The organism is Mesorhizobium norvegicum (assembly GCF_004919685.1).
Taxonomy (GTDB): domain Bacteria; phylum Pseudomonadota; class Alphaproteobacteria; order Rhizobiales; family Rhizobiaceae; genus Mesorhizobium; species Mesorhizobium norvegicum.
Genome location: NZ_SMYZ01000041.1, coordinates 146494 through 167536, shown reverse-complemented (window position 1 = coordinate 167536; position 21043 = coordinate 146494). Strand labels below are relative to the sequence as shown.

Below are 21043 nucleotides of genomic sequence, written 5' to 3'. Positions count from 1 at the left end.
GGCCATCGACAAGGTCGCATGGCTCAAAAGAAGATCACATTTGGCGGCGTCGACATCCTGCGGTTTCTCGCCGCCGTCATGGTCATGGTTTACCACTATGGCTTCTGGGTGTGGGCGTATCCGGACGGCGTTTCGGCGCGCGCCACGGGTGGCGTTCCCCCGCAACCGGCAATAGGCGCCTGGGTCGAATCCGGCTGGGTCGGCGTCCAGATCTTCTTCGTCATCAGCGGCTTCGTCATCGCCTTCAGCGCCGAGACATCGACGCCGCTGCGGTTTTTCGAGGCGCGGGTGAAACGGCTGGCGCCGGCGGTGTGGATCTGCGCACCGGTCACGGCGATGGTGCTGCTGCTTGTCGGCCTCAGCTGGCCGACGGATGCCGTTATCCGGCTCGTCCGCACCGGCCTGTTCGCCCCCTACGCGCCTTGGGTGGACAGCGTCTACTGGACGCTCGGCATCGAGATCGCCTTCTATGCCATCGTCTGGGTCCTGCTCAGGCTTGGCCGCTTCCATCAGATGGAAATGGTGGCTATCGCCATCGGCCTGGTCAGCACGCTGTTCTGGTGCCTGTACTATCCGCTCGACTGGGCCGACCTTGCCGAAACACGCACGCTCGACCTGCTTCTGGTGCATCACGGCGTTTTCTTCGCGACCGGCGTCATGCTGTGGCTGATGCGCTTCAAGGCGGTGACGGCCGCTCGCCTTGCCTTCTGTGCTCTGTTCCTGGGCGGCGGCGTGCTGCAGATCGCCAGTTCGGTCGACGTTCACATCCTGAAGGTGGGGCGAGAGATGCCGTTCGCGCCGCCGATCCTCATCTTCCTCGCCGCCATCGCGCTGATGGCATGGTCGCTGCGGCTCGACCTGTCCTGGAGCGGCTGGCGGCGGATCGGACTGATGACCTATCCGCTCTACCTGCTCCACGACGTCGTCGGCGCCGCCCTGCTCGGCGTCCTGGTCCGCGCCGGACTGCCGCATCTCGTCTCGATGGTGGTCGTCGGCGCGACAATGATCGCCGCAAGCTGGCTGGTGGCGACCGAGGCCGAACCACGCATCCGGCTGCTGCTCGACCACACCGTTTTCCGCTATCGGCTCAAGGCCGCGTAGCCGCCGACCTTGTTGACCAAATGGGGTTAATCAGTGGGCACTTCGGTGCCCGGTTTGCGCAGGAGCCGTACTGTCCAGCCGCAGGATTCCGAGGCCCGGATCGTGGGTAGTTTTGAAATTCAGCCGGAAAAGACGCCGATGGTTCGCGGCCGGTACAAAATGCAAGAGGCCGATTGATGCTGATTGTCAGGATGGCGGAACTGGAAATCGATCCTGACCGGATCGACAGCTATAAAACCCTGCTTGCCGAAGAGATCGAGGCCTCCGTGCGAATCGAGCCGGGCGTGCTTTTCCTTCATGCCGTGTCGGAAAAAGGCGCGCCTGAAAAGGTGCGCGTGATCGAATGCTACGCTGATCAGGCGGCCTACGAAGCCCATCTGACCACGCCGCATTTTCTCAAATACAAGACGCAAACGGCGCATATGGTGCGGTCACTTCGGCTCATCGAAACCGACCCGATCACGCTGGCAGCGAAACCCGGCCAGATTTCAAACTGATCGACCACCGAGACCGGCTCGACACCACCGTTCATCCAGAGCGGTCGACTCCGTCTCAACGCGATGCGTTTTCGAAAGGACCTGCTTGGGCAACGGCCGATATCAGACCGGAGCCTTGCCGCGCACTTCCGACTTTTCCAGATAGTAGCTCGAGTACTTGTCGAAGAACTTTTCCGAGCCGCCTAACGATCCGTATTTGGCCAGCTTCTTCAGGTCGACCTTGTTCAGCACCGCCCCGACGATCTTGTTGGCGACATAAGGTTCGGATTCCAGCATCGACCTGACCATCGCGCGCGGCGTGCGTCCCCATTCGGTGACGAGCACAAAACCGTCGACCAGCGGCGCGAAGGCCTTGGCGTCGACCACCGGTCCGAGCGGCGGCAGGTCGACGACGATGTATTCGAACGTCTCCTTGGCGTTCTCTATGAAGCGCCGCATGCCGGCCGAGGAGAGAAGTTCGCTGGTATGCGAGAAGTGCCCGCGCAGCACCGCCGGGATGATCGCCAGCTTCGTCTGCCGGTCGATCTTGCCGACGGACTGCCAGGTCTGGCCGTTGACCACCGCTTCCATCAAGCCTTGCTCGGCTTCCATGCCAAGGCCGCGGCTGAGGCCGGGATTGCGCAGGTCACCGTCGATCAGCAGCGTCTTGGCGCCGTTGGCGGCAAGCAAGCCGGCGAGATTTGCCGCGACCGTCGACTTGCCCTCGCCGGGAAGCACCGAGATGACGCCGATGACGCGGCTGCCTTGCCCTTCCAGGACGACGTCGAAGGCGATCTTGGCGCTGCGCAGCGTTTCGGAGAACATCGAGGCGGGCGAATCGATGCTGACCCGCATGCGCGCCCGTTTTTCCGCGGCCGACAGCGATTTGGCGGTCTTGGCATCCACCTGGGTCTCGCCCGGCTTTTCTTCCTTGCCGAGCTTGCCGCCGATCGCCGGCAGATAGCCGAGGAATTTCAGGCCGACGCGGTCGCGCACATCCTCGCCGGTCCTGAAGAACCGTTCGTTGAACTCGTTGAGGCCGCCGAAACCGGCGCCCATCAGCATGCCAAGAACCAGCGAAAGTCCAAGCACGACGATCGTGCGCGGGCTTGACGCGGCCATCGGCATCGAAGCGTCCGAGATGATGCGGATCTTGCCGACCGGGAAGGATTGCTGCTGCGCGGCTTCCTCATAGCGGCCGAGGAATGTCTGATAGAGCGTGGTGAGCGCCGTCGCCTGCTGATCGAGTTCGCGCAGCTTGACTTGCGTCTGGTTGTCGACGGAGCTTTTGCCCTGTGCGGCCGCTACATTGGCCCTGAGCGCGGTCTCGCGCGCCAGCGCCACCTCATATTCGTTGCGATAGCTTTCGGTCAGCTGCTTCAGTTCGCCGAAAATCTGCGTCGATATGTCGGCCTTCTCCTTGGCAAGCGCCACCGCCTGCGGATGCTCGGGGCCGAAATTCGCCTCGACGTCCTGCAGCCGCTTGGCCACCGTGAGATAGCGGGTCTTGAGCGCCGCGATGACCGAGCTGCTCGGCTGGTCGCTCGATATGGCGGCATCCTTGAAGGCATTGTCCGAGCCGCTGTCGACAATCGCCTTGTACTGCTGGTAGCGGGCGCTGGCGCGCGCGGTATCCGCCTGCGCCACGATGAGCTGGGCGTTGAGATCCGAAAGCTGCTTGTCGCTCATCAGCTGGCCGTCGCTGTTGGCGGCGAGCCCGTGCTCGGCCCTGAATTTCTCGACCGCGAGCGAAGCTACCTGCGAGCTCTGGCGCAATTCGGTCAACCGGCCCTGCAGCCAGACCGCAGCCCGCTCGGTGGCGTCGAAGCTGGCATCGAGCTGATCGGCAAGATAGGCATCGGCATAGGCCTTGGTGATGGCGTTTGCCAGGGCCGGATCCGTGGCCTGGTAGCCGAGCGCGATGACGTAGCTTCGGCCGATGCGCTCCGCCTGGATCTCGTTCTGCAGCTTGAGGATCGCATAGTCGCGACGCGACGTGGCGATCAGCGCGTCGCGAGCGGCCGGGTCGAGCTTGCTGAAGTCAGCACCGCCCGGCATGGAAGGGCTGGGGCGGACATACTGGATCACGCTCCGGACCAGGCCTACCCCCTTCGCCAGAGCCGATACGGGCGGATTCATGAAGGCATCGTTCTGGTCGAGCTTCAGCTTGTCGACGACCACGGCGGCAAGCCGCGTCGAGGTCAGGATCTCGATCTGGCTCAGGATGGCGGAATCGGTCTGCATGGTTGTCGACGCCGCCGAGATATCATCGACAATCTTGTTCAAGCCTTCGTCGATCAGCACGCTCGCGACCGACTGATATTTGGGCGGCGTTGTCTGCAAATAGAGCAGACCCAGAAAGACACCGATGACAGCACACACCGCAACCACCTTGGCTTGCCGTGCGGCCATGCCAAGCAGCCGCTCGATATCGATGAAGTCTTCACCGTCTCCTGCGTCCGAATTCGGCAATGGCATCCTCTTGTCGAGAGGAAAGTTGGCATAATTCATCTTCGGTCCAATTCTAGAGCCGGTCCCATTCCGATTGATCGCAATGGGCTCTATCTCACTGTTTGAGCATGATCTTTTCCGGAAACCGGGACCCACTCTCCGGGATCATGCTTTGGCTTGCAGACGCCTCGAAGATCGGGAGCATCGCCAGAAGCGAGGCAAGCGCCGTGCCAGACGGCGAGGGCCTGCCGGCCCCTCTTCGCCAGCCATCCGACAATGCTCCCGAAAGATGGGCATTATGCGGCTTCTTCCTGGCGTTCATGCGACCGGACGAACTCCTGAAGCATCTCCAAAACCGGACCCTTCATGTCGTCGCGCGCCAGCGCGAAGGCGATGTTGGCCTGGATGAACCCTTCCTTGGAACCGCAGTCGAACATGCGACCCTTGAAAGGCTGGGCGAAGAACGGCTGCTCCTTCGACAGACGGACCATGGCGTCCGTCAGCTGGATCTCGTTGCCGGCGCCGCGCTGCTGATTGCCCAGAAGCGCGAAGATCTCGGGCTGCAGGATGTAGCGGCCGTTGATGTAGAAGTTCGACGGCGCGTTGGCCGGCGCCGGCTTTTCAACCATGGCCGTCACCTCGAAACCGCCGCCGATATCGGCGCCACGGCCAACGATGCCGTATTTGTTGGTCTCGCTCGGTTCACAACGCTCGACGGCGATCACATTGCCGCCAGTACGCTCATAAAGGTCGACGGTTTCTGCGAGGCATCCGCGCCCGCCGAAGGACACCATGTCCGGCAGCAGCAAGGCGAAGGGCTCGTTGCCGATAACCTCGCGCGCGCACCAGACGGCGTGGCCGAGGCCTTGCGGCGATTGCTGGCGGATGAAGCTGGTGGCGCCAGCCACAGGCAGCATGCTTTCGAGCGCCTCCAACTGGGTCTTCTTGCCGGTTTGCTCCAGGGTGCCGATCAATTCCGGATGCAGGTCGAAATAGTCCTCGATCACCGCCTTGTTGCGACCGGTCACGAACACGATGTGCTCGATGCCGGCCTCGAAGGCCTCGTCCACCGCATATTGCACGACAGGCCTGTCGACCACGGGAAGCATTTCCTTCGGCATCGACTTGGTCGCCGGCAGGAACCGTGTTCCAAGCCCCGCCACCGGTATCACGGCCTTCCTGATTTTCTTCATCGCAAATTCCTTCTGAGGAGATCGACTTCAGTCCATTCACAGGCCACGAAAAATCCCTCCATGTGCCTGCATCTTCACCTCCCCACCCCAACGGCAAACTGTGCCGCCATTCTTCGCAACCGCACGGCGATCGGCATGCCCATATGCCTGACCGCCGCCGGGTCGCTGAGCGCTGTCCGGATCGCCTTGAGCGGGGACCGCGCCTTGATGTGCTGAACCATCGACAGGAACGAGGCGGCCTTGCGCAGGCTGCGGCTGCGCCGGGCGAACGCCGCTTGCGCGGCCTCATCCATCTGATGGGTTTGAGCGAACACGGCATCTGCCTGGCGCATCGCTTCGACGTGATGAAGCTCGAGCACGCGCGAGATGGAGCCGCTGCGGATATGATAGGCATAGCCGATATCAGGCTCGACCACGCATTTGCCGCCCTTGGCCAGGGCTTCGGCAAACAGGATATAGTCTTCGCCGATCCTCAGTTTCTCATCATAGCGAAGCCGGTTCTCGTTCAGGAACTCGCGCTGAAAAATCGGCTTGAGATAGCCGAGGTTGAACTTCGATTCGAAGACGACGTTGCCGGCGATGTAGGTGGCCAGCGAAATTTCGCGCAAGCCTTCCAGATAGTGCCGCGGGAACATCGCGTCCTCAACGACACCGTCCTCGCGGATGACCTGCAGATTGTCGATGGCGATCTGGGCACCGGCCGTTTCGGCACGCGCGATCATCGTAGCGAGCCGATCGGGAAAGACCGCGTCGTCGGAATCGAGAACCGCGATCCATCTGCCGCGGGCGGCGTCGAGGCCGGCATTCCTGGCGCCGCCGGGGCCGCGATTGCTGGCCAGGGCGACGACGCGGACGATACCCCTGGGATAGGCCCGCGCCACGTCCAGCGTCGCATCGCGCGACTTGTCGTCGACGACAATGATTTCGACGCTGACACCTTTCTGGGCGATGGCGCTGGCGATTGCCCGGTCGAGGGTCGCCTCGGCGTTGTAGGCGGCAATCACGAAGGAAACATCGGGCACAAAGGAAACATCGGGGACAAAGGAGACGTCAGGCTGCACGCTTGCCTCCTTCCTGTGGGGAAGGCTGGCCGTAGAGGCGGATTTCGCGGATGCCGACGAGGCCGCTGACGACGCCGACATGCATGATGCCGCGCAGCACGCTGCGGTTCCTGCGAACCGGACTGACGACGACCGGAAGTGCCGAGGCGAAGCAATAGAGCGCCTTGGCCGATGCCAGGCCGACCTGCTTGACCAGGCCGATACCGCGGGCCCTACTGCCCAGAAGATGGCCATGCGTCTGGCCGACACGGAAGCGGCGGCGGCCGAGCCAGTCGAATGCCGCCCTTGAGCGGGGCACCACCTCGTCGACCCAGGCCTCGGGTGAAAAGGCGATGCGACCGCCGGCCTTGTGCATCTGGTCGAAGAATTCGGTGTCCTCGCCGCCGGTCTGGCCGCGCGCCAGGCTGAAGCGGCGGCCGCGCAGGCTGTCCGATCCCATCCGCAACAGAACGTTGCAGGTGTAGCCGGTCTGGATCTCACCGCGCACCCAGACGGGCAAGGTCGAATGGAAATCGCCACGCCGCATCCAGTCCGGCGCATCCGGGCGATAGCGCGCCCTGACCGGGCCGAGCACGGCGGCGGCACCGCTGGCTCCAGCCATCGCGACCAGCTCGGCGAGCCATGACGGTCTTGCCGTCTCGTCGTCGTCGATGAAGGCGACGAAATCCGCGGTGCTGGCGTCGAGGCAGGCGTTGCGGGCGATCGAGATGTTGCGCGCCGGGGCATGCTGATAGTGGATCGGCACCGTCAATTCCTGCGACAGCGCCGTCACCAGGTCGCTTGCGGTCGGCGTGTCGTCATTGTCGGCGACGATGATGCGGATATCGAATCCCGCCGGCATCTCCATGGCGTCGAGCGAGCGCAGCGTGTCGGCCAGTTCCGGCCGGCGGAACGTGCAGACGCCGATGTCGATGCTGAGGTTCCTGGCCGACACCGCCATCACGCCACCCCGCGCCGCGAGCCAAAGCCCAAAAGCTGCAGCCAGAAGCCGACCGACCAGCCAAGATGCATGACCATCGCCGAGACGCCGGCAAGCGCGATGTCGGCATTGCGCTGGCGGAGCGCCGTCACCAGTCCGTAGCCCAGGCACACCGACGCCCACAGCAACAATGGCACCGCCGCAATCCAATGCACGAAGGAGAAGGCCGCGAGAAGAACCACCGGGAAGACCGCCAGCGGCACCATCTGCCTCACCTTCGGGATGACGCGGTGCTTCAGCACATTCTTGGCGCGGCCACGGCCATAGCCGAGATACTGGAAATAGAGGCCGCGGAGCGAGGCGCGCGGATAGTAGACCATCTGCGTCTTGCCACTCATCCAGATCTTGTAGCCGGCCTTGCGGAGGCGGTAATCGAGCTCGGCGTCCTCGTTGTGGCTGAATGTCTCGTCATAACCGCCGACGGCCCCGAAGGCCGATATCCGCATCAGCGCATGGTGGCCGTGGTCGATCCACTCTCCCCCCGAAAGGTGCCGGTGCTTCGAGCCGCCGGTGCCGAGCTTGGAATTCTGCGCCGCGGCGGCCGCCTTCTGCACGGTGCCGCTGCCGCTGGTCAGCATCGAAACGACAACCGAATCGGCTCCGGTAGCCAACGCCTCCTCGACCAGCCGGTCACAATAGTCGTCGGGATAGCCGCCATGCGCATCGATGCGGATGAGATAGTCGGCACCCTCGCCGAACGTGCCGACGGCGAGATTGATCGCCGCGCTCTGGATGCGCCGCTTGTTGTGAAGCAGGATAACCCGCGAATCCTTGGCAATGATGTCCTCGACGATGGCCAGCGTGCCGTCGGTGCTGCCGCCATCGGCGACGATGATCCGGGCGCCAAGCCGAGCGGCCGCGGGCCGCAATTGATCGAGCAGCGCACCGATATGGGCGGCTTCGTTCAGGCACGGAATAACGATCAGGCTGGATGAGGGTTTTTCGGTTTGCGTCATCAGCCTCTGTCCATCTTGCCTCTGTCCATCTCTGGCCATCCTACGCCAATGCCTCGGCTGCAAAGGAGCCGGGCAAGGCGGTCAGGCTGCGCAGTCGCTCGACAAGCGCCCGGCAATCGCTGCGATCGTAGCTCCAGGTCCTCGGGTTGCGAGCAAGAACACGCCCCTTCAGCCTAGCGAAGCGATGCTCCTCCATCTTGCCTAGCGCGGCTTCGAGCGCCTCGGGGGAGGCCTGCGGCAACAGCACGCCGATATCCTGCTGTTTGAGGAACCGCCCGGTCTCGGTGTTGCCCATCGAGATCGGCACCGCGCCGAAACGGCAGCCTTCGTAGAGCCGGTTGGGCAGAAGCCATTCGGAGTTCTGCCCCGCTTCGAAGAAATCGATCGCCCAGGAAAAATGGACGTCGTTATAGATCGCCGCCATGTCCTCCGGGTTGCGGTAGGGCCCGCGAAACGACAGCCATGGTTCGGCTTCGACAAAGCCATGGAAATCCGGGAATTCGGACAAAGCCGGACGGCCGCGCAGCACGATCTCGAAGCGCCCCTCCATGCGGCGGGAGAAATCGGCCAGCAGCTCGAGCGAACGGCGGCAGCGCAAGGCGCCGAACCAGCCGATCCGCCATGGCGGGCCGACCGGACTCTCTTCGGCCTCGGGGGCGCCGGGCAAAATCGCCGCGGCCTCGAAATACTTGTTCTCGACCAGATCGATGGGTGCTGCGACCTGGCCGAACGGCTCGAAGTAATTGGCGATGAAAGCAGGCGAACTGGTCACCAGCAGCTTCACGTCCCTGGCCAGAAAGCGCTCGGTGGCACGCAACGCCTTGCCCAGGACATCGTTGCGCAGCACGAGGCGATGAATGTCGAGGCACTCGTAAACGATCGGAACCGACGCACTGAAGGCTGACCTGGCGCGGCGGGCGAGCGCCAGCATTTCCAGGTTGCGCGCGATGATGAGATCGGGCCTTGGCATACCGCCAAGCTTCGAGCCGATCGATAGGGCAGCCTTGGCGACGGCCGCGAGGCGCTGGCCGAATCGCCCGTCTCGTGTCGCGCCAAGGTCGATCGGCCGCAATCCCTCGATATCCGCGATCGGATTCGTGGTGCGACGGAAGCCGGCCAGAGTGACCTGGGCCCCACCTGCCTTGAGCATCGTGATCCGCCGGCGCACGGCCGGGTCGGAAACGTCGTGCACAAGGTACAAGACATGCAGCATAAAACTCGACCGCTGTTGGCCCACCCAAGGGAATGCTAGTACAGCTCTTGCTGCATCGCAACATTTTTGCTGCGCCGATCGACGTTTTCTGTTGCACTGCAAAATTATTGCCGTAGTTTGTGGTCGGCGGCGGTCGTGGATTTTCGAGCTTGGAAATCCGCGTAAAAAATCAGGAATCCTGAATTTGGAAGCCAATGCATTCGATCCGCCAGAAGGCTCCTTGCGCAAATCGGTTGGGCGCGGCGCGGTCGTCACGGCCATGGCGCAATCGGTGCGGGTCGCGACACAGATCCTGTCCGTCATCGTGCTGTCGCGGCTGTTGTCGCCACAGGATTTCGGTGTCGTGGCGATGTGCGCGCCGGTGCTTGCCTTCATCGCACTGTTCCAGGATTTCGGCCTGACCCAGGCGACAATCCAGAAAAGCGGCATCCGGCATGAGGAGGTGAACTACCTCTTCTGGATCAATGTCGCCGTCAGCGCGATCCTGGCTTGCGTGCTTGCGGGTGCAGCACCGTTGGTCGCCGCTTTCTATGGCGAGCCGCGCGTGACCGGCCTGGTGGCCGCATTCGGGCTGCAAATCATGGCCTATGGGCTTGGCGCCCAGCATCTGGCGCTCTTGACGCGCCGCATGCAGTTCGGCCGGCTGGCCGTCATCGACGTCGCCAGCGCCATCGCCGGGCTCGCCGCGTCGATCGCCTGGACCTTCATCGACCGCTCCTATTGGGCGCTGTTTGCCGGCACGCTGACCGGTGCCGTGCTGCCGACGCTCTGCTACTGGGCAAGCTCGCGCTGGCGTCCGGGCCTGCCGCGCAAGGTTGCCGGCATCAGCGAGCTGATCAATTTCGGCGCCGGCATCACCGGCTTCAACTTCGCCAATTTCTTTGCCCGCAACCTCGACAATGTGCTGATCGGCAAATACTGGGGCGAAGCGCAGCTCGGCCTCTATGACCGCGCCTACAAGCTGCTTCTGTTCCCGCTGAGCCAGATCACCAATCCCTTGTCGAAGGTGATGGTGCCGGCGCTTTCCAGGCTGAAGGACGAGCCGGATCGCTACCGCAGCGCCTATCTGCGCGTCATGCCGCTGATCCTGCTGGTGGCGCTTCCCGGCGTCGCCTTTGCCACGGCGATGTCGGATGTGCTGATCCCCTTCGTGCTCGGCGAGCAATGGCGCGCAAGCGCCTCGATTTTCCTGGCGCTCGGCTTTGCCGGGCTGCTGCAGCCGCTCAACAATCCGGCCGGGTGGCTTTTCGTCAGCCAGGGCCGCTCCGGCGACTTCATGCGCTGGGGCATCGTAACGGCCGTGACATCGATGCTGGCCTTCATGCTCGGCCTGCCCTATGGCGCGCTGGGCGTGGCGATTGCCTATGCGATCAGCGAATATCTGCGGACGCCGTTCCTGTGGCTCTATGTCGGCAAGAGCGGACCGCTGCAGGCGCACCACGTGCTTCGCGCGGCAACGCCGTTCGTGCTTGGCGCCCATCTGGCGCTGGCCGCGGTCTGGTTCATCAAGCCACTGCTGCCGCAGCAGCATATCGTTGCCCTGGCCAGCGGCGCCGTGCTCGCTTACCTCATCACCATCATCATCGCACTGGCATTCGCCTCCGGCCGCGAAGCCTTGCGCGAGGCGCTCAAGATGCTACCGGCAAGGCTGCCCGAGGCAGCGCCGCGCGAAGCGCAATAATTTGGGCGCCTTCGACCGCTACGGACATCTCCTACAGGACCAGGTCTGAACCATGCACTACCGATCGATCTCCGATATGAACGACACCATTGTCAGGGGCCTGCACCGGCTGCCGCGCGACATCGACCTGGTCGTTGGCGTGCCGAGAAGCGGCATATTGGCGGCAACGCTGGTGAGCTTGTCAGCGAACATCCCGATGACCGATCTCGACAGCTTCCTGACGGGGCGGATCTACACCTCGGGCATCACCAAGCGCCGTGCCGCTCTCGACCGCAAGGTCTCCGAGATGCGCAAGGTGCTGGTGATCGACGACAGCGTCGCCGGCGGCAACGCCATGCGTGACGCACGCGCCCGCATCCAGGCTGCCGGCATCGAGGCGGATTTCACCTTTGCCGCCGTGTTCGGCCTTGAGCCGCAGCACCAGGAAACCGACCTCGTCTTCGAGGTCGTGCCGCATCCGCGCATGTTCCAGTGGAACTTCATGCATCACAAATTCCTGGCGCAATGCTGCGTCGACATCGATGGCGTACTGTGCCTCGACCCGACAGAGGCGGAAAACGACGACGGCCCGGCCTATGAGAAATTCCTCAGCGAGGCGCGGCCGCTCCATGTTGCGACCCACAAGATCGGCTGGCTGGTCACCAGCCGGCTGGAGAAATACCGCGCGCTGACCGAGGCATGGCTCGCCAAGCACGAGATCAAATACGACCAGCTGATCATGCTCGATCTGCCGAGCAAGGCGGAACGGCAGCGGCTTGGCGCGCATGGCAGTTTCAAGGCCGATTTCTATCGCAAATCCGATGCCATCCTGTTCATCGAGAGCGAGCACGAACAGGCGCTGAGGATAACCGAACTGTCCGGCAAGCCGGTGCTGTGCGTCGAAACGCATATGGTCAGCTTTCCCGACACGCTGTCTCTGCCGGCACTTGGCCAGGCAGCCCGCAACCTGCCGGCACGGTTGCGGCAGATCAAGTCGCAAGAGGGCCGCAAGAGCGCTGCCAAGACCATTGCCCGCGCCCTGCTTGGCGCCCGCGGCTACGAGACGCTGAAAAGCCGGGTCAAACGCCCGGCCTGATCCGCACGCCAGGCAGCTTGCCGCGCGCCCTGGCTAAGCCGCCTGCCGCGCGCGCTGCTGTACGGCCCTGTCGAGTATCGAAAAGAAGGTCATGAACTGGCGATCGGGATCGAGTTCCGGGCGCCCGGCGAAGCTGCGCGCGAGGCTTGAGAGCCGGTCATATTCCTGGTTGTCGTTCCACAGCCGCCTGACGGCCGCGACCCAGTCGGCAAGCGGAGCATCATAGTCGAGCACCACGCCCCCTGAACCGATGGCCTCGGGCAGACCGCCGCGCCGCGAACCGACAACCGGGATTCCGCTGCAATGGGCCTCCGACGCGACGCGGCCCCAGGCCTCTTCCCACTTGCTGGGAGCAAGCAGGATCTTGGTGCGGCCATAGACCGTCTTCATGTCGCTGGTGCGGTTCTCCAGCACGACATTGCCCAAAGGGGCGATCGTCTGCTCGATCCGCGCCCGATGATCCTCCTCGAGCTTCCAGCTTTCGACGAACAGGAACGGGATTTCGCGACAGGCGCCGGCGATGCGCACCGCGAGCTCAAACCCCTTTTCTTCGTAAGGATTGATCAGCGTGACGAACTGGCCCGTCGTCGGCGTCGAGTAATGCGCCGGGTTGATGGTCGGCGGGATCACCGCCGCCTCGATGCCGAACTCTTGTCTGTAGGCACGCGCGGTGAAATCCGAATTGGCGATGTAAAGCGCTGAATGCAATTCGCGCAGATCGCCGTCCAGTTCGTGGAACTCGACATTGCGCAGATAGACGACCAGAGGCACGCCCTCGGCCTGCAGAGCCTTGCCGACCGGAACCGATTTGTGACACTGGACCACGGCCACATCCGGCTTCAGCCTGTCGACGGCAAAGGCCGCCGCTTCCCAGGGAAACCAGGCCCGCACCACCGGATAGCCGGGATAGCTGTCGACAACCGCCGGCTGCCGCAACAGCTTCATCTTGGCGCGCGCCTTGAAGCCGAAGACACCATCGCCGAACAGGGCGGCGAGCACCGCGGCTTCATGCCCATGTTCGATCAGCTGTTCGGCCAGATGGTGCGTGCTCGACTGAACGCCGCCACTGAACTCTGGTGGGTAGCCGTTGCCGCTTGCAAAAAGAACTTTCATGGGATCGGGCTCCTTGTCGCATCTCGTATTCTTCGCTCAGAGGCAACAGGCGTAGTCCGCCGCCTCGCTTCCGACGTCAGGCAAGTTTCGGCGGTTCCAGATTCGCGAAGGGATTGGTACAGGACTGCCAGCCGGTAAACCGGATCGGGTCGTTGGGCGAGCTGCGCCAGGCGTAGTCCGTCAGCATATGGAACTCGGCGATGACCCAGCGGTCGAAATGCACCAGATCTTCCCGCTTCTGCTGGGGCAGCAGACGGCGCGCGACGCCCAATTTGAGCTCCTCCACCAGAGTGACGGCGTCGCTTAGTTTTTCGCTTGGAAAGATCCACGGATTGCGGTTGCGGAACTCCAGCACGAACTGCTGCAGATGCTCGATGCGGATGTTCAGCCTGCCAAGGTATTTTTCGAGCGTGACGCGCACCAGATCCTCGTCCGAGAATGAGGAAACGGCGGCGTAGGCGACCCCCGTCGAAACCACTCCGCCCGCCATGAGGGCCAGGGCCGAGCGTCTGGAAATCTCGATCATCCGGTACCTCCTTTCACGCGATCCGGCTCGCCGCCCGCAAGGACAGCGCTGCCGCGGTCAGGCTGGGGTTGGCGCAGGAGCAGCTCGGATAGGTGCTGGTGCCGACGACGACCAGGTTTCTGAGCTGGTGGTGGATCATGCCGCTGTCGATCACCGAATCGGCCGGGCCGGTGCCCATCCTCAGCGTGCCCTGGACATGCGATTCGGTCGGCCGGATGCCACGGTCGAAGAGCTTTTCGACCGGCAGCGGAGCCAAAAGGTCAGGCAATTTCTCCAACGCACGAGCCATGCCCTTCACCGCGTAGTCCGATGGCGCCTTGAAGCTGACGAAGGCATTCTCATCCGCGTCAAGCGTGACGAAATTCTCGGGATCGAGCAGGTTTTCGGTGACCACGACAAGCGGCAGCGCCTGGCGCAGCCGCCCTTCTTCGGCACGCATTCCGTGCTGCCAGCGGTTCTCGAAATAGACCAGTGCCGCCGCGTGCTCCGATCGGTGCGGGCCGTCATAGAGGCCGAAATTCAAGCCGGTGGTGATGGTGCTGCCGTCGAAATTGTCGACGCCGTCGAGATAGACCTCGAAATTCCAGCCGTAGGATTCGTGCAGGCCGCTGCCGACGAATTCGCCGCCGAGGCCGGATCGCAGCATGATCGCCGCGCTCTGGATGGCATTGGCACCGAGAATGAAGAGGTCGCCGCTGACCTGGTATTCCTTACCGTCATGCATGAACGTGACCGAACGGACCGCGCCGCCGACGTGATCGAGCCGGCGCACTTCCGCACCGAGACAGACCGAGATGTCGGGATGCTCGAAGACATGCATCAACCCGTTGTTGACGGTGAATTTGGCGTCGACCGGACACAGCCAGCAGCGCAGATTGGCGCAGCACGAGGTGCGCTGCGATGTCGGCAGCCGCGCCCGCGCGGTCGGCATGACGAAATGCTGGCCGGGCTGCGCCGCCTTCATCATCTTGTCCGGTGTCGACATGCGATGCGGCGGTTGCGGAAACGGCTTCGAGCGCGGCAGCATCGCCGCCATGTCGGGATCGCCGGAGATCGACATGATGTCTTCGGCGTCACAGTAGAACGGCTCGACGTCGTCATAGCTGATCGGCCAGTCATTGCCGATGCCGTAGGTGCTTTTCAGCCTGAAGTCGTTGGGATGGAACCTTGGCGTCTGCGCGAACCAGCAGTTCGTTCCGCCACCCAGTCCGATCGTGTAGTTCCACGGCTTGTCGGAGTTGGTCTTGTAGGTCGTCTCGTCGTCGATGTCGGTGTTGACGTTCTGCTCGAGCTGCCATTCATGGGTGTTGTGGCGGCCCCACTCCAGCACCAGGATGCGTGCCTTTCGCCGCTTGGCGAACTCATGCAGGAAGAAGGCCGAACCGAAGCCGGAACCGATCGCGACGAGATCGAAATGATCCTTGGTGATTTGTTCCGGCTTTACATCCAGCACCATCAGCTACAACTCCACACAGAAATATGCGCACAGCCCCAGCGCCAGCAGGCCATGTCCGGACCGGTCTTGCATCCGTTTGTCCCGGCCCGGTCTCATGCCGCCATTCTGCCGATCGAGTGATATTCGATGCCATGACGAGCGACGACCTTGGGGTCATACAAATTGCGGCCGTCGAAGATCACCGGCGTGGTCAGCGCGTCCTTCAGCGCGTCGAAGGAGGGCGCGCGGAAGCTCTTCCATTCGGTGGCGATCAGCAGCGCGTCGGCGCCGCGCAGGGCCGCCTCCTTGGTGCCGCACAGAAGCAGGTCGTCGCGCAGACCGTAGATGGCCTGGCATTCCTGCATCGCCTCGGGATCATAGGCCTGCACATTGGCACCGGCCTTCCACAGCGCTTCCATCAGCACACGCGCCGGCGCCTCGCGCATGTCGTCGGTGTTGGGCTTGAAGGCCAGACCCCACAGCGCAAAGGTCTTGCCCTTGAGGTTGCCCTTGAAATAGCGGTTCACCTTGTCGAACAGCACGGATTTCTGGTCGTTGTTGCGTTCCTCGACGGCGCGCAGCAGCTTGGCGTCGAACTTGACGCCTTCGGCGGTCTTGATCAGCGCGCGCACGTCCTTGGGGAAGCACGAGCCGCCATAGCCAAGACCCGGGTAGATGAAATGGTAGCCGATGCGCGGATCGCTGCCGATGCCCTTGCGGACCTCCTCGATGTCGGCGCCGAGCTGCTCGGCCAGGTTGGCCATCTCGTTCATGAAGCTGATCTTGGTCGCCAGCATGCAGTTGGCGGCATATTTGGTGAATTCGGCGCTGCGCACGTCCATCACGATCATCTTCTCGTGGTTGCGGTTGAACGGCGCGTAGAGTTCGCGCATCACCGCCTCGGTGCCCTCGCTGTCGGTGCCGACGATGATGCGGTCCGGTTTCATGCAATCAGCGACCGCGGACCCTTCCTTGAGGAATTCCGGATTGGAGGCGACGTCGAAGCTGAGGTCCTCTCGGCCTCTTTTCTTCAATGTTTCGGCGATCCTGGCCTTCACCTTTTCGCAGGTGCCGACCGGCACCGTCGACTTGCCGACGACGATCTTGGGTTTGTCCATCTCGCGGCCGATGGTCTCGGCGACGGCCAGCACATATTTTAGATCGGCCGAGCCGTCCTCGCCGGGCGGCGTGCCGACCGCGATCATCTGGATCTCGCCGTGCCTGACGGCGGCGGCCGCATCGGTGGTGAACTTGATGCGGCCGGCGGCATGGTTCTCCTTGACGAGGTTTTCCAGTCCAGGTTCGAAAATGGGAACCAGACCCTGGTTGAGCCGCTCGACCTTGGCGGCGTCGATGTCGACGCACACCACCTGGTGCCCGACTTCGGCAAGCACCGCCGCCTGCACGAGGCCGACATAGCCAATTCCAAACACCGTCAAATTCATTCGGTTTCATTCCCATGCAAGGCAGCGGACCGCTTTCGGCCCGGCCAGTTCAAATCGACTTTCCCGACTACTTTACGCTGCATACCAGCGATTCCGGAAACTGACAGGGTTCGCCGAGCGCCGTGAAGGCAACGCGCTTGACCTGCAGCGAAAGCTTGCGGCCCGGATCGGCGAAAGCTCCCATCCAACCCTTCATCGTATCGCTGCCCCAAAAGCTGAAGAAGATCTTCTGCGCATGCGTCGGCAATTTCGCCGGATCGGTGATCGTGTTGACCAGCTTGCCGTTGACGTACCAGCTCAAGCTGTCCTTCTTCCAGACGAAGGCGTAGTCGTTGAAGGCGTTCTCGGTGCCGCCCGGCACGTCGACCAGCTTCTCGTTCTTGCCCTTGCCGGCGATATACGCGTTGACCTGCACCTTGGAGGTGTCCTTGGTGAGGATCTCGAAGTCGATCTCGTCCCAGGGCTGCTTGTCCGTGGGGCCGATATAGGTGAAGAACGCCGCGTTGAGGCCGGAGCCGGTGTCGGTCTTCAGCCGTGCCTCATAGGTGCCGTAGCCGAAGCGCTGCTTGGTCTGGATCTCGCCGCAGGCAAACTCACGGTCTTTCAGCTTCTGCTTCTCGAAACCGAGCGACAGCACCCCGTCCGACAGGCTGACCAGTCCCTTCGACCAGGTGCAATTCTGATGGCTGCCATTGTTCCAGCCGTCGGAAACATACCAGCGCGCACGATCGAAGCTTTTGAAATCGTCGACAAAGGACGGCGATGTGGGAATGTCCTGGGCATAGGACGAGGTTGCCAGGAAACTGCCAAGAGCGGCCAGCAGCAACATACTGAGCGAACCCAACCGCCGCCGGGCGGCTTGCCCGGTCCGCTGCGCGAACGGCGATGCGTCAATTGCAGTTGTGGACGTAGTTCTCGGATTCGAATTCATACCAAACTCACCTTTGCGCTGTGCGTCCCCAACCCAAAGTCGACGTTCGAACCGCTCCTGAACGGGCCAACCTTGACCTCCTCTGTGACCCTCTCGAATTGCTTTTCCCTGCCTCGCATCAAATCCGTTGCAACAGCTCCGTGCCTTCACTTTCAACCTCTGCCGGCGCCTGCCGGCCTGGAGAATTCGGCCGTAGCGGCCGAATCGGCATTCTCGTCGAAGACCGTATCCAGCGAATGACGGAGCTCTTTCATCATGCCGTCCTGGCGCGACAGCGCCGCGATGCGGCGTTCGCAATTCAGGATCGACGTCGTCAGTGCGCTGACTTCGGATGACCGACGGTCGGAGGCGGAGCCGTTTTCCATCGCTTCGACCAGGAAGGCGGCGTTGGTCGCCGTCGTCCGGTAGCGATTCTCAAGCCCTGCCCTCTCGGCCTCGATCTCGGTCGCGATCTGCTCGAACAGCTTTGCCAGACGATCAAGACGTGAAACATCGGCCTGCCGGTCGCGGGCCGGATCCCTTGATCTGAAACCGAATATCGAGGCCATGAACTCAGATTCCTGTCATCGCCGGCTTGTGGGCCGGGCTTTCTGGCCAATCCCCGCAGCCGGGGCTCAAAAACTCGTGTTGCATTGTCCTGCTCCTCTGAAGGAGAGACATTCAGACCAATCCGATCGGGGGCCAGTTCGGCTGGTCGTCCAATTTGCTGCACCGCAACATAGACTGCCATCGTCGGGGCCGCGAGGCAACCACCCAATTCGTAAACTCATAAATCCGGCCGAAATGGTTTGCATGATGCCGAAATGATTTTGCGTGATCAACGTGTCCCTGGCGGGCAAACCGCACGCATCGGTCCCCGCTCTTAACGTTCCTTGCCCGTACTGGTTCCGGCCATTAGAAAACGCAGCGGCGGCACATGCTTTTGCCTGGACACGAGGCCGACACGACGAAACAGCGCCTCGAGCTTGTCGGAAGCCACGCCCTGGACGATGGGAACGAGGTTGGATTGACTGGCGAAAGCGTAAGCCGCGGCCGATGCCAGCCCGCGCTCGGCCTTGACGTCGAGGAAGTTGCGCAGCCGATACTTGTCGCGCACGTGCCGCTCGTGTCGCCGCAGCACCGCCTTCGAACCTTCCGGCAGGCTGTCGATCGCCAGCAGCGCCAGATCCGCATCGGCCAGACGCTTCAGGTCCTGGGTCTTGTGGCGGCCGCTCAGCGAATCGGCACGGACGATGGCGCCGTAGCCGCAGGAGCGAATGACCTTGAACCGCGCCCCGCGGGCGACCGCGCGGGCGTAGAGCTCATAGTCCTCGCCCAGCCGCAGGCTCTCGTCGTAGCGCAAGCCATGGCGGTCGAGGAAGGCACGGCTGATCACCGGCTTCAAAAACCCCAATTCGCCCCTCTGCACGCGCCGCCTCGAGATGTTGCCTTCGACGAAGCGCTCGAAATCGAGGAATTCCGGATCGGCGGCAAATTTAGGCGCAACGATTTTCGTCGCATCGCCTGTCGCATCGTCCCTGATCAGCATGATGTTGTCCGCCGCGAAATCCCAATCGGCGCCGGCAAACAGGCTGCCAAACCGGCCTTCGAGGAAAAAATCGTCGGCATCGAGAATGCTGATGAACGGTGATTTCGAGCCGGCGATCGCTGCATTGCGGGCAAAGGAGGGGCCGCGATTGACGTCGAGGCGCATCACCGTGAGCCGCCCGCTGCCATCGTCGGCGGATCGCGCGACATCAGCGGTGTCGTCGGTGGAGGCGTCATCGACGACGACGATCTCCGCCACTTCCGGTTCGCGCAACGCGGATGCGATGGCGACAGCGATTGTCGCTGCCGCGTTTTTTGCCGCGATGATCACGCAGACCTCGGATTTCGTCATCGACATGGATTTGCCTCTCGTACAGGTGATATCGATTTGCCCTCGCCCCGTACTCGTTCGATGCCCGATAGAATTGCCATCAGCGCCCAATCTGTCTTCATCAGCGATTGCCTGGCCGTTCAAAGATGCGGCGGCTGATGTCGGCGGACGCCGCCCAGCCGGCTTCGGCCAGATAGCGGACCGGCGCGCGGCCGCACAGTTCCCACAGCACCGTTCGCCGCTGCGGCCAGCGCAGCGACGGCAGCCACGGCGCGATGACCATGCTGAGCAGATCCTCATTGCCGATGCGCGACAGGATCCGGGTCGCCCGCTCCGACAGCAGCGTGCCGGCGCCGCCAAGTAGCACATCGGCGGCGCGCAGGCCAAGCAGCAGCGTGTCATCCAGTCCCTGCGCGGTTGCGGCATCGAGCACATGCTGCTGATCCGCCTCGTCGAGGCGGCTGGCGCTGGCTCTGATATCGCAGACGTAACCCGCACAGGGTTCCCGGTTGAAAAGCGCCTTGGCGACACTGATGCAGGACAAAAGCAAAGTGTCCGCGATCGATGTGAACGGCACTGCCCCGCCGGCGATTTCAACCTGTCGTTTGCGCCGCAGAAACCCGTCCGCGTCGCGCGGGCTCGGCGAGCCGGGCTGCTGGAGGCGGTAGTGGAGATCGACCGTGGACGGCCTCGGCCCGTCGCCGCGGGTCATATGCTGTTCGCCGAGGAAGCGGACCCACCAGACGGAGCGCGACTTGCCTGATACCTCGTAGCCGATCGTGCGAAGCGCATCACGCGCCCTGAAAAACCCGACCGGCGAAACCAGGATGTCGACGTCGCCCGAGGGCTTCATGAAGTGGTCGTCATAGAGCAGCTGCTGCTGGAACGGGCCCTTCAGAAAGACGAAATCGATCTCGCTGGCGCGCAGCACATCATGGATCGCCATCGAATCCATGATGCAGGACGCGTTCATCGAAACCGTTCTCCTGCGGTAGGTGTCGAGCCACTGGAGAAGCTCGGGCGGCCTCTCATGCGCAGGTGCGCGCGAAAGCGCCTTGAGGACAAAGGTCGCGACCTTGTTCAGCCTGGCAATGTCGGCAATGTTGGCACCGCCAAGACCAGGCATCGACACGTCGCCCACGGCGGCGCGCGGCCCGGCGAAATACAACCGCAGGCAGGCCTGCACATAGGCGACCTCGTCGGCAGAGCCGGCGGCGCGCAATCGTTCGTATGAACCATCCGGCAAGGCCATTTAGCGCACAGTCTCCCAAAGGTAGCGGTTTGCGCGGCGCTTATGCTGCAAGTGCGAAGCAAGCATCACCAAAAACCTTGATGCCGTAAAGCTTTTCCTTTTGCAGTGCACAATTTTGCAACCAGAGCGTTTACCGACCTCGGTTGAAAGGCGACGAAAACCGCAGTTGAAACACCCCCCTCACCAAGGCGTTTCAGCCGATCCTCAGCCAGGATTTGCCAAGCAGGATTCTTCGCATTAGCAATGCCTAAAAAAGAAACACCTGAATGAACGCTTTATGCAAGCAAAATCAAATGC

Annotated in this window: 18 protein-coding genes; 4 read left to right on the top strand and 14 right to left on the bottom strand. The window is 62.7% G+C overall.

The window, feature by feature from the left end; all coding sequences use genetic code 11:
• Positions 1-18 precede the first annotated feature (18 nt).
• A complete protein-coding gene (locus tag FCU66_RS17445; RefSeq protein WP_136617470.1) occupies positions 19-1101 on the top strand; it encodes an acyltransferase family protein in 1083 nt (360 codons plus the stop codon).
• A 176-nt stretch (positions 1102-1277) separates the two neighbouring features.
• Positions 1278-1598 carry a putative quinol monooxygenase gene (locus tag FCU66_RS17440; RefSeq protein ID WP_136617508.1) on the top strand — a complete coding sequence of 107 codons (321 nt, stop codon included), beginning with the start codon at positions 1278-1280 and terminating at the stop codon, positions 1596-1598.
• 102 nt (positions 1599-1700) lie between these two features.
• On the opposite strand, the gene FCU66_RS17435 is transcribed toward FCU66_RS17440, so the two are convergent.
• The 6 genes from FCU66_RS17435 to FCU66_RS17410 form a co-directional block, all read right to left on the bottom strand.
• Positions 1701-4088 carry a polysaccharide biosynthesis tyrosine autokinase gene (locus FCU66_RS17435; protein ID WP_136617471.1) on the bottom strand — a complete coding sequence of 796 codons (2388 nt, stop codon included), beginning with the start codon at positions 4086-4088 and terminating at the stop codon, positions 1701-1703.
• Positions 4089-4324: 236 nt separating this feature from the next.
• Positions 4325-5221, bottom strand: coding sequence for a UTP--glucose-1-phosphate uridylyltransferase (locus tag FCU66_RS17430; protein ID WP_136617472.1), 897 nt, complete (start codon positions 5219-5221; stop codon positions 4325-4327).
• 74 nt (positions 5222-5295) lie between these two features.
• Complete coding sequence (locus tag FCU66_RS17425) at positions 5296-6282, bottom strand: glycosyltransferase family 2 protein (RefSeq protein WP_136617473.1); 987 nt, start codon at positions 6280-6282, stop codon at positions 5296-5298.
• On the bottom strand, positions 6272-7222 hold the full coding sequence (locus FCU66_RS17420) for a glycosyltransferase family 2 protein (RefSeq protein ID WP_136617474.1): 951 nt from the start codon (positions 7220-7222) through the stop codon (positions 6272-6274). The genes FCU66_RS17425 and FCU66_RS17420 overlap by 11 nt, the downstream gene beginning before the upstream one ends.
• Complete coding sequence (locus FCU66_RS17415; protein WP_136617475.1) at positions 7222-8217, bottom strand: glycosyltransferase family 2 protein; 996 nt, start codon at positions 8215-8217, stop codon at positions 7222-7224. The genes FCU66_RS17420 and FCU66_RS17415 overlap by 1 nt, the downstream gene beginning before the upstream one ends.
• A 40-nt stretch (positions 8218-8257) precedes the next feature.
• Positions 8258-9430: a glycosyltransferase gene (locus FCU66_RS17410; RefSeq protein WP_136617476.1), complete on the bottom strand. Its 1173-nt coding sequence runs from the start codon at positions 9428-9430 to the stop codon at positions 8258-8260.
• A gap of 184 nt (positions 9431-9614) precedes the next feature.
• On the opposite strand from FCU66_RS17410, the gene FCU66_RS17405 reads away from it, so the two are divergent.
• Together FCU66_RS17405 and FCU66_RS17400 are read left to right on the top strand one after the other, a co-directional pair.
• Positions 9615-11111, top strand: a complete 1497-nt coding sequence (locus FCU66_RS17405; protein ID WP_136617477.1) for a lipopolysaccharide biosynthesis protein — start codon at positions 9615-9617, stop codon at positions 11109-11111.
• 52 nt (positions 11112-11163) lie between these two features.
• Positions 11164-12186: a phosphoribosyltransferase gene (locus FCU66_RS17400; RefSeq protein ID WP_136617478.1), complete on the top strand. Its 1023-nt coding sequence runs from the start codon at positions 11164-11166 to the stop codon at positions 12184-12186.
• Between the two features lie 33 nt (positions 12187-12219).
• On the opposite strand, the gene FCU66_RS17395 is transcribed toward FCU66_RS17400, so the two are convergent.
• The 8 genes from FCU66_RS17395 to FCU66_RS17360 form a co-directional block, all read right to left on the bottom strand.
• A complete protein-coding gene (locus tag FCU66_RS17395; protein ID WP_136617479.1) occupies positions 12220-13299 on the bottom strand; it encodes a glycosyltransferase in 1080 nt (359 codons plus the stop codon).
• A 76-nt stretch (positions 13300-13375) separates the two neighbouring features.
• The gene (locus tag FCU66_RS17390; protein ID WP_136617480.1) at positions 13376-13825 is read right to left on the bottom strand and encodes a hypothetical protein; all 450 of its coding nucleotides are present in this window, start codon (positions 13823-13825) and stop codon (positions 13376-13378) included.
• Between the two features lie 13 nt (positions 13826-13838).
• Positions 13839-15281 carry a GMC oxidoreductase gene (locus FCU66_RS17385; protein WP_136617481.1) on the bottom strand — a complete coding sequence of 481 codons (1443 nt, stop codon included), beginning with the start codon at positions 15279-15281 and terminating at the stop codon, positions 13839-13841.
• A gap of 92 nt (positions 15282-15373) precedes the next feature.
• The gene (locus tag FCU66_RS17380) at positions 15374-16705 is read right to left on the bottom strand and encodes a UDP-glucose dehydrogenase family protein (protein WP_136617482.1); all 1332 of its coding nucleotides are present in this window, start codon (positions 16703-16705) and stop codon (positions 15374-15376) included.
• Between the two features lie 67 nt (positions 16706-16772).
• Entirely contained in the window at positions 16773-17636 is an 864-nt protein-coding gene (exoK, locus tag FCU66_RS17375) for an endo-1,3-1,4-beta-glycanase ExoK (RefSeq protein ID WP_136617483.1), read from the bottom strand.
• Between the two features lie 152 nt (positions 17637-17788).
• Positions 17789-18184, bottom strand: a complete 396-nt coding sequence (locus tag FCU66_RS17370) for a single stranded DNA-binding domain-containing protein (protein WP_136617484.1) — start codon at positions 18182-18184, stop codon at positions 17789-17791.
• Positions 18185-18498: 314 nt separating this feature from the next.
• Positions 18499-19521, bottom strand: coding sequence for a glycosyltransferase family 2 protein (locus tag FCU66_RS17365; protein WP_136617485.1), 1023 nt, complete (start codon positions 19519-19521; stop codon positions 18499-18501).
• Positions 19522-19615: 94 nt separating this feature from the next.
• The gene (locus FCU66_RS17360; RefSeq protein ID WP_136617486.1) at positions 19616-20746 is read right to left on the bottom strand and encodes a nucleotidyltransferase family protein; all 1131 of its coding nucleotides are present in this window, start codon (positions 20744-20746) and stop codon (positions 19616-19618) included.
• Positions 20747-21043: the final 297 nt, after the last annotated feature.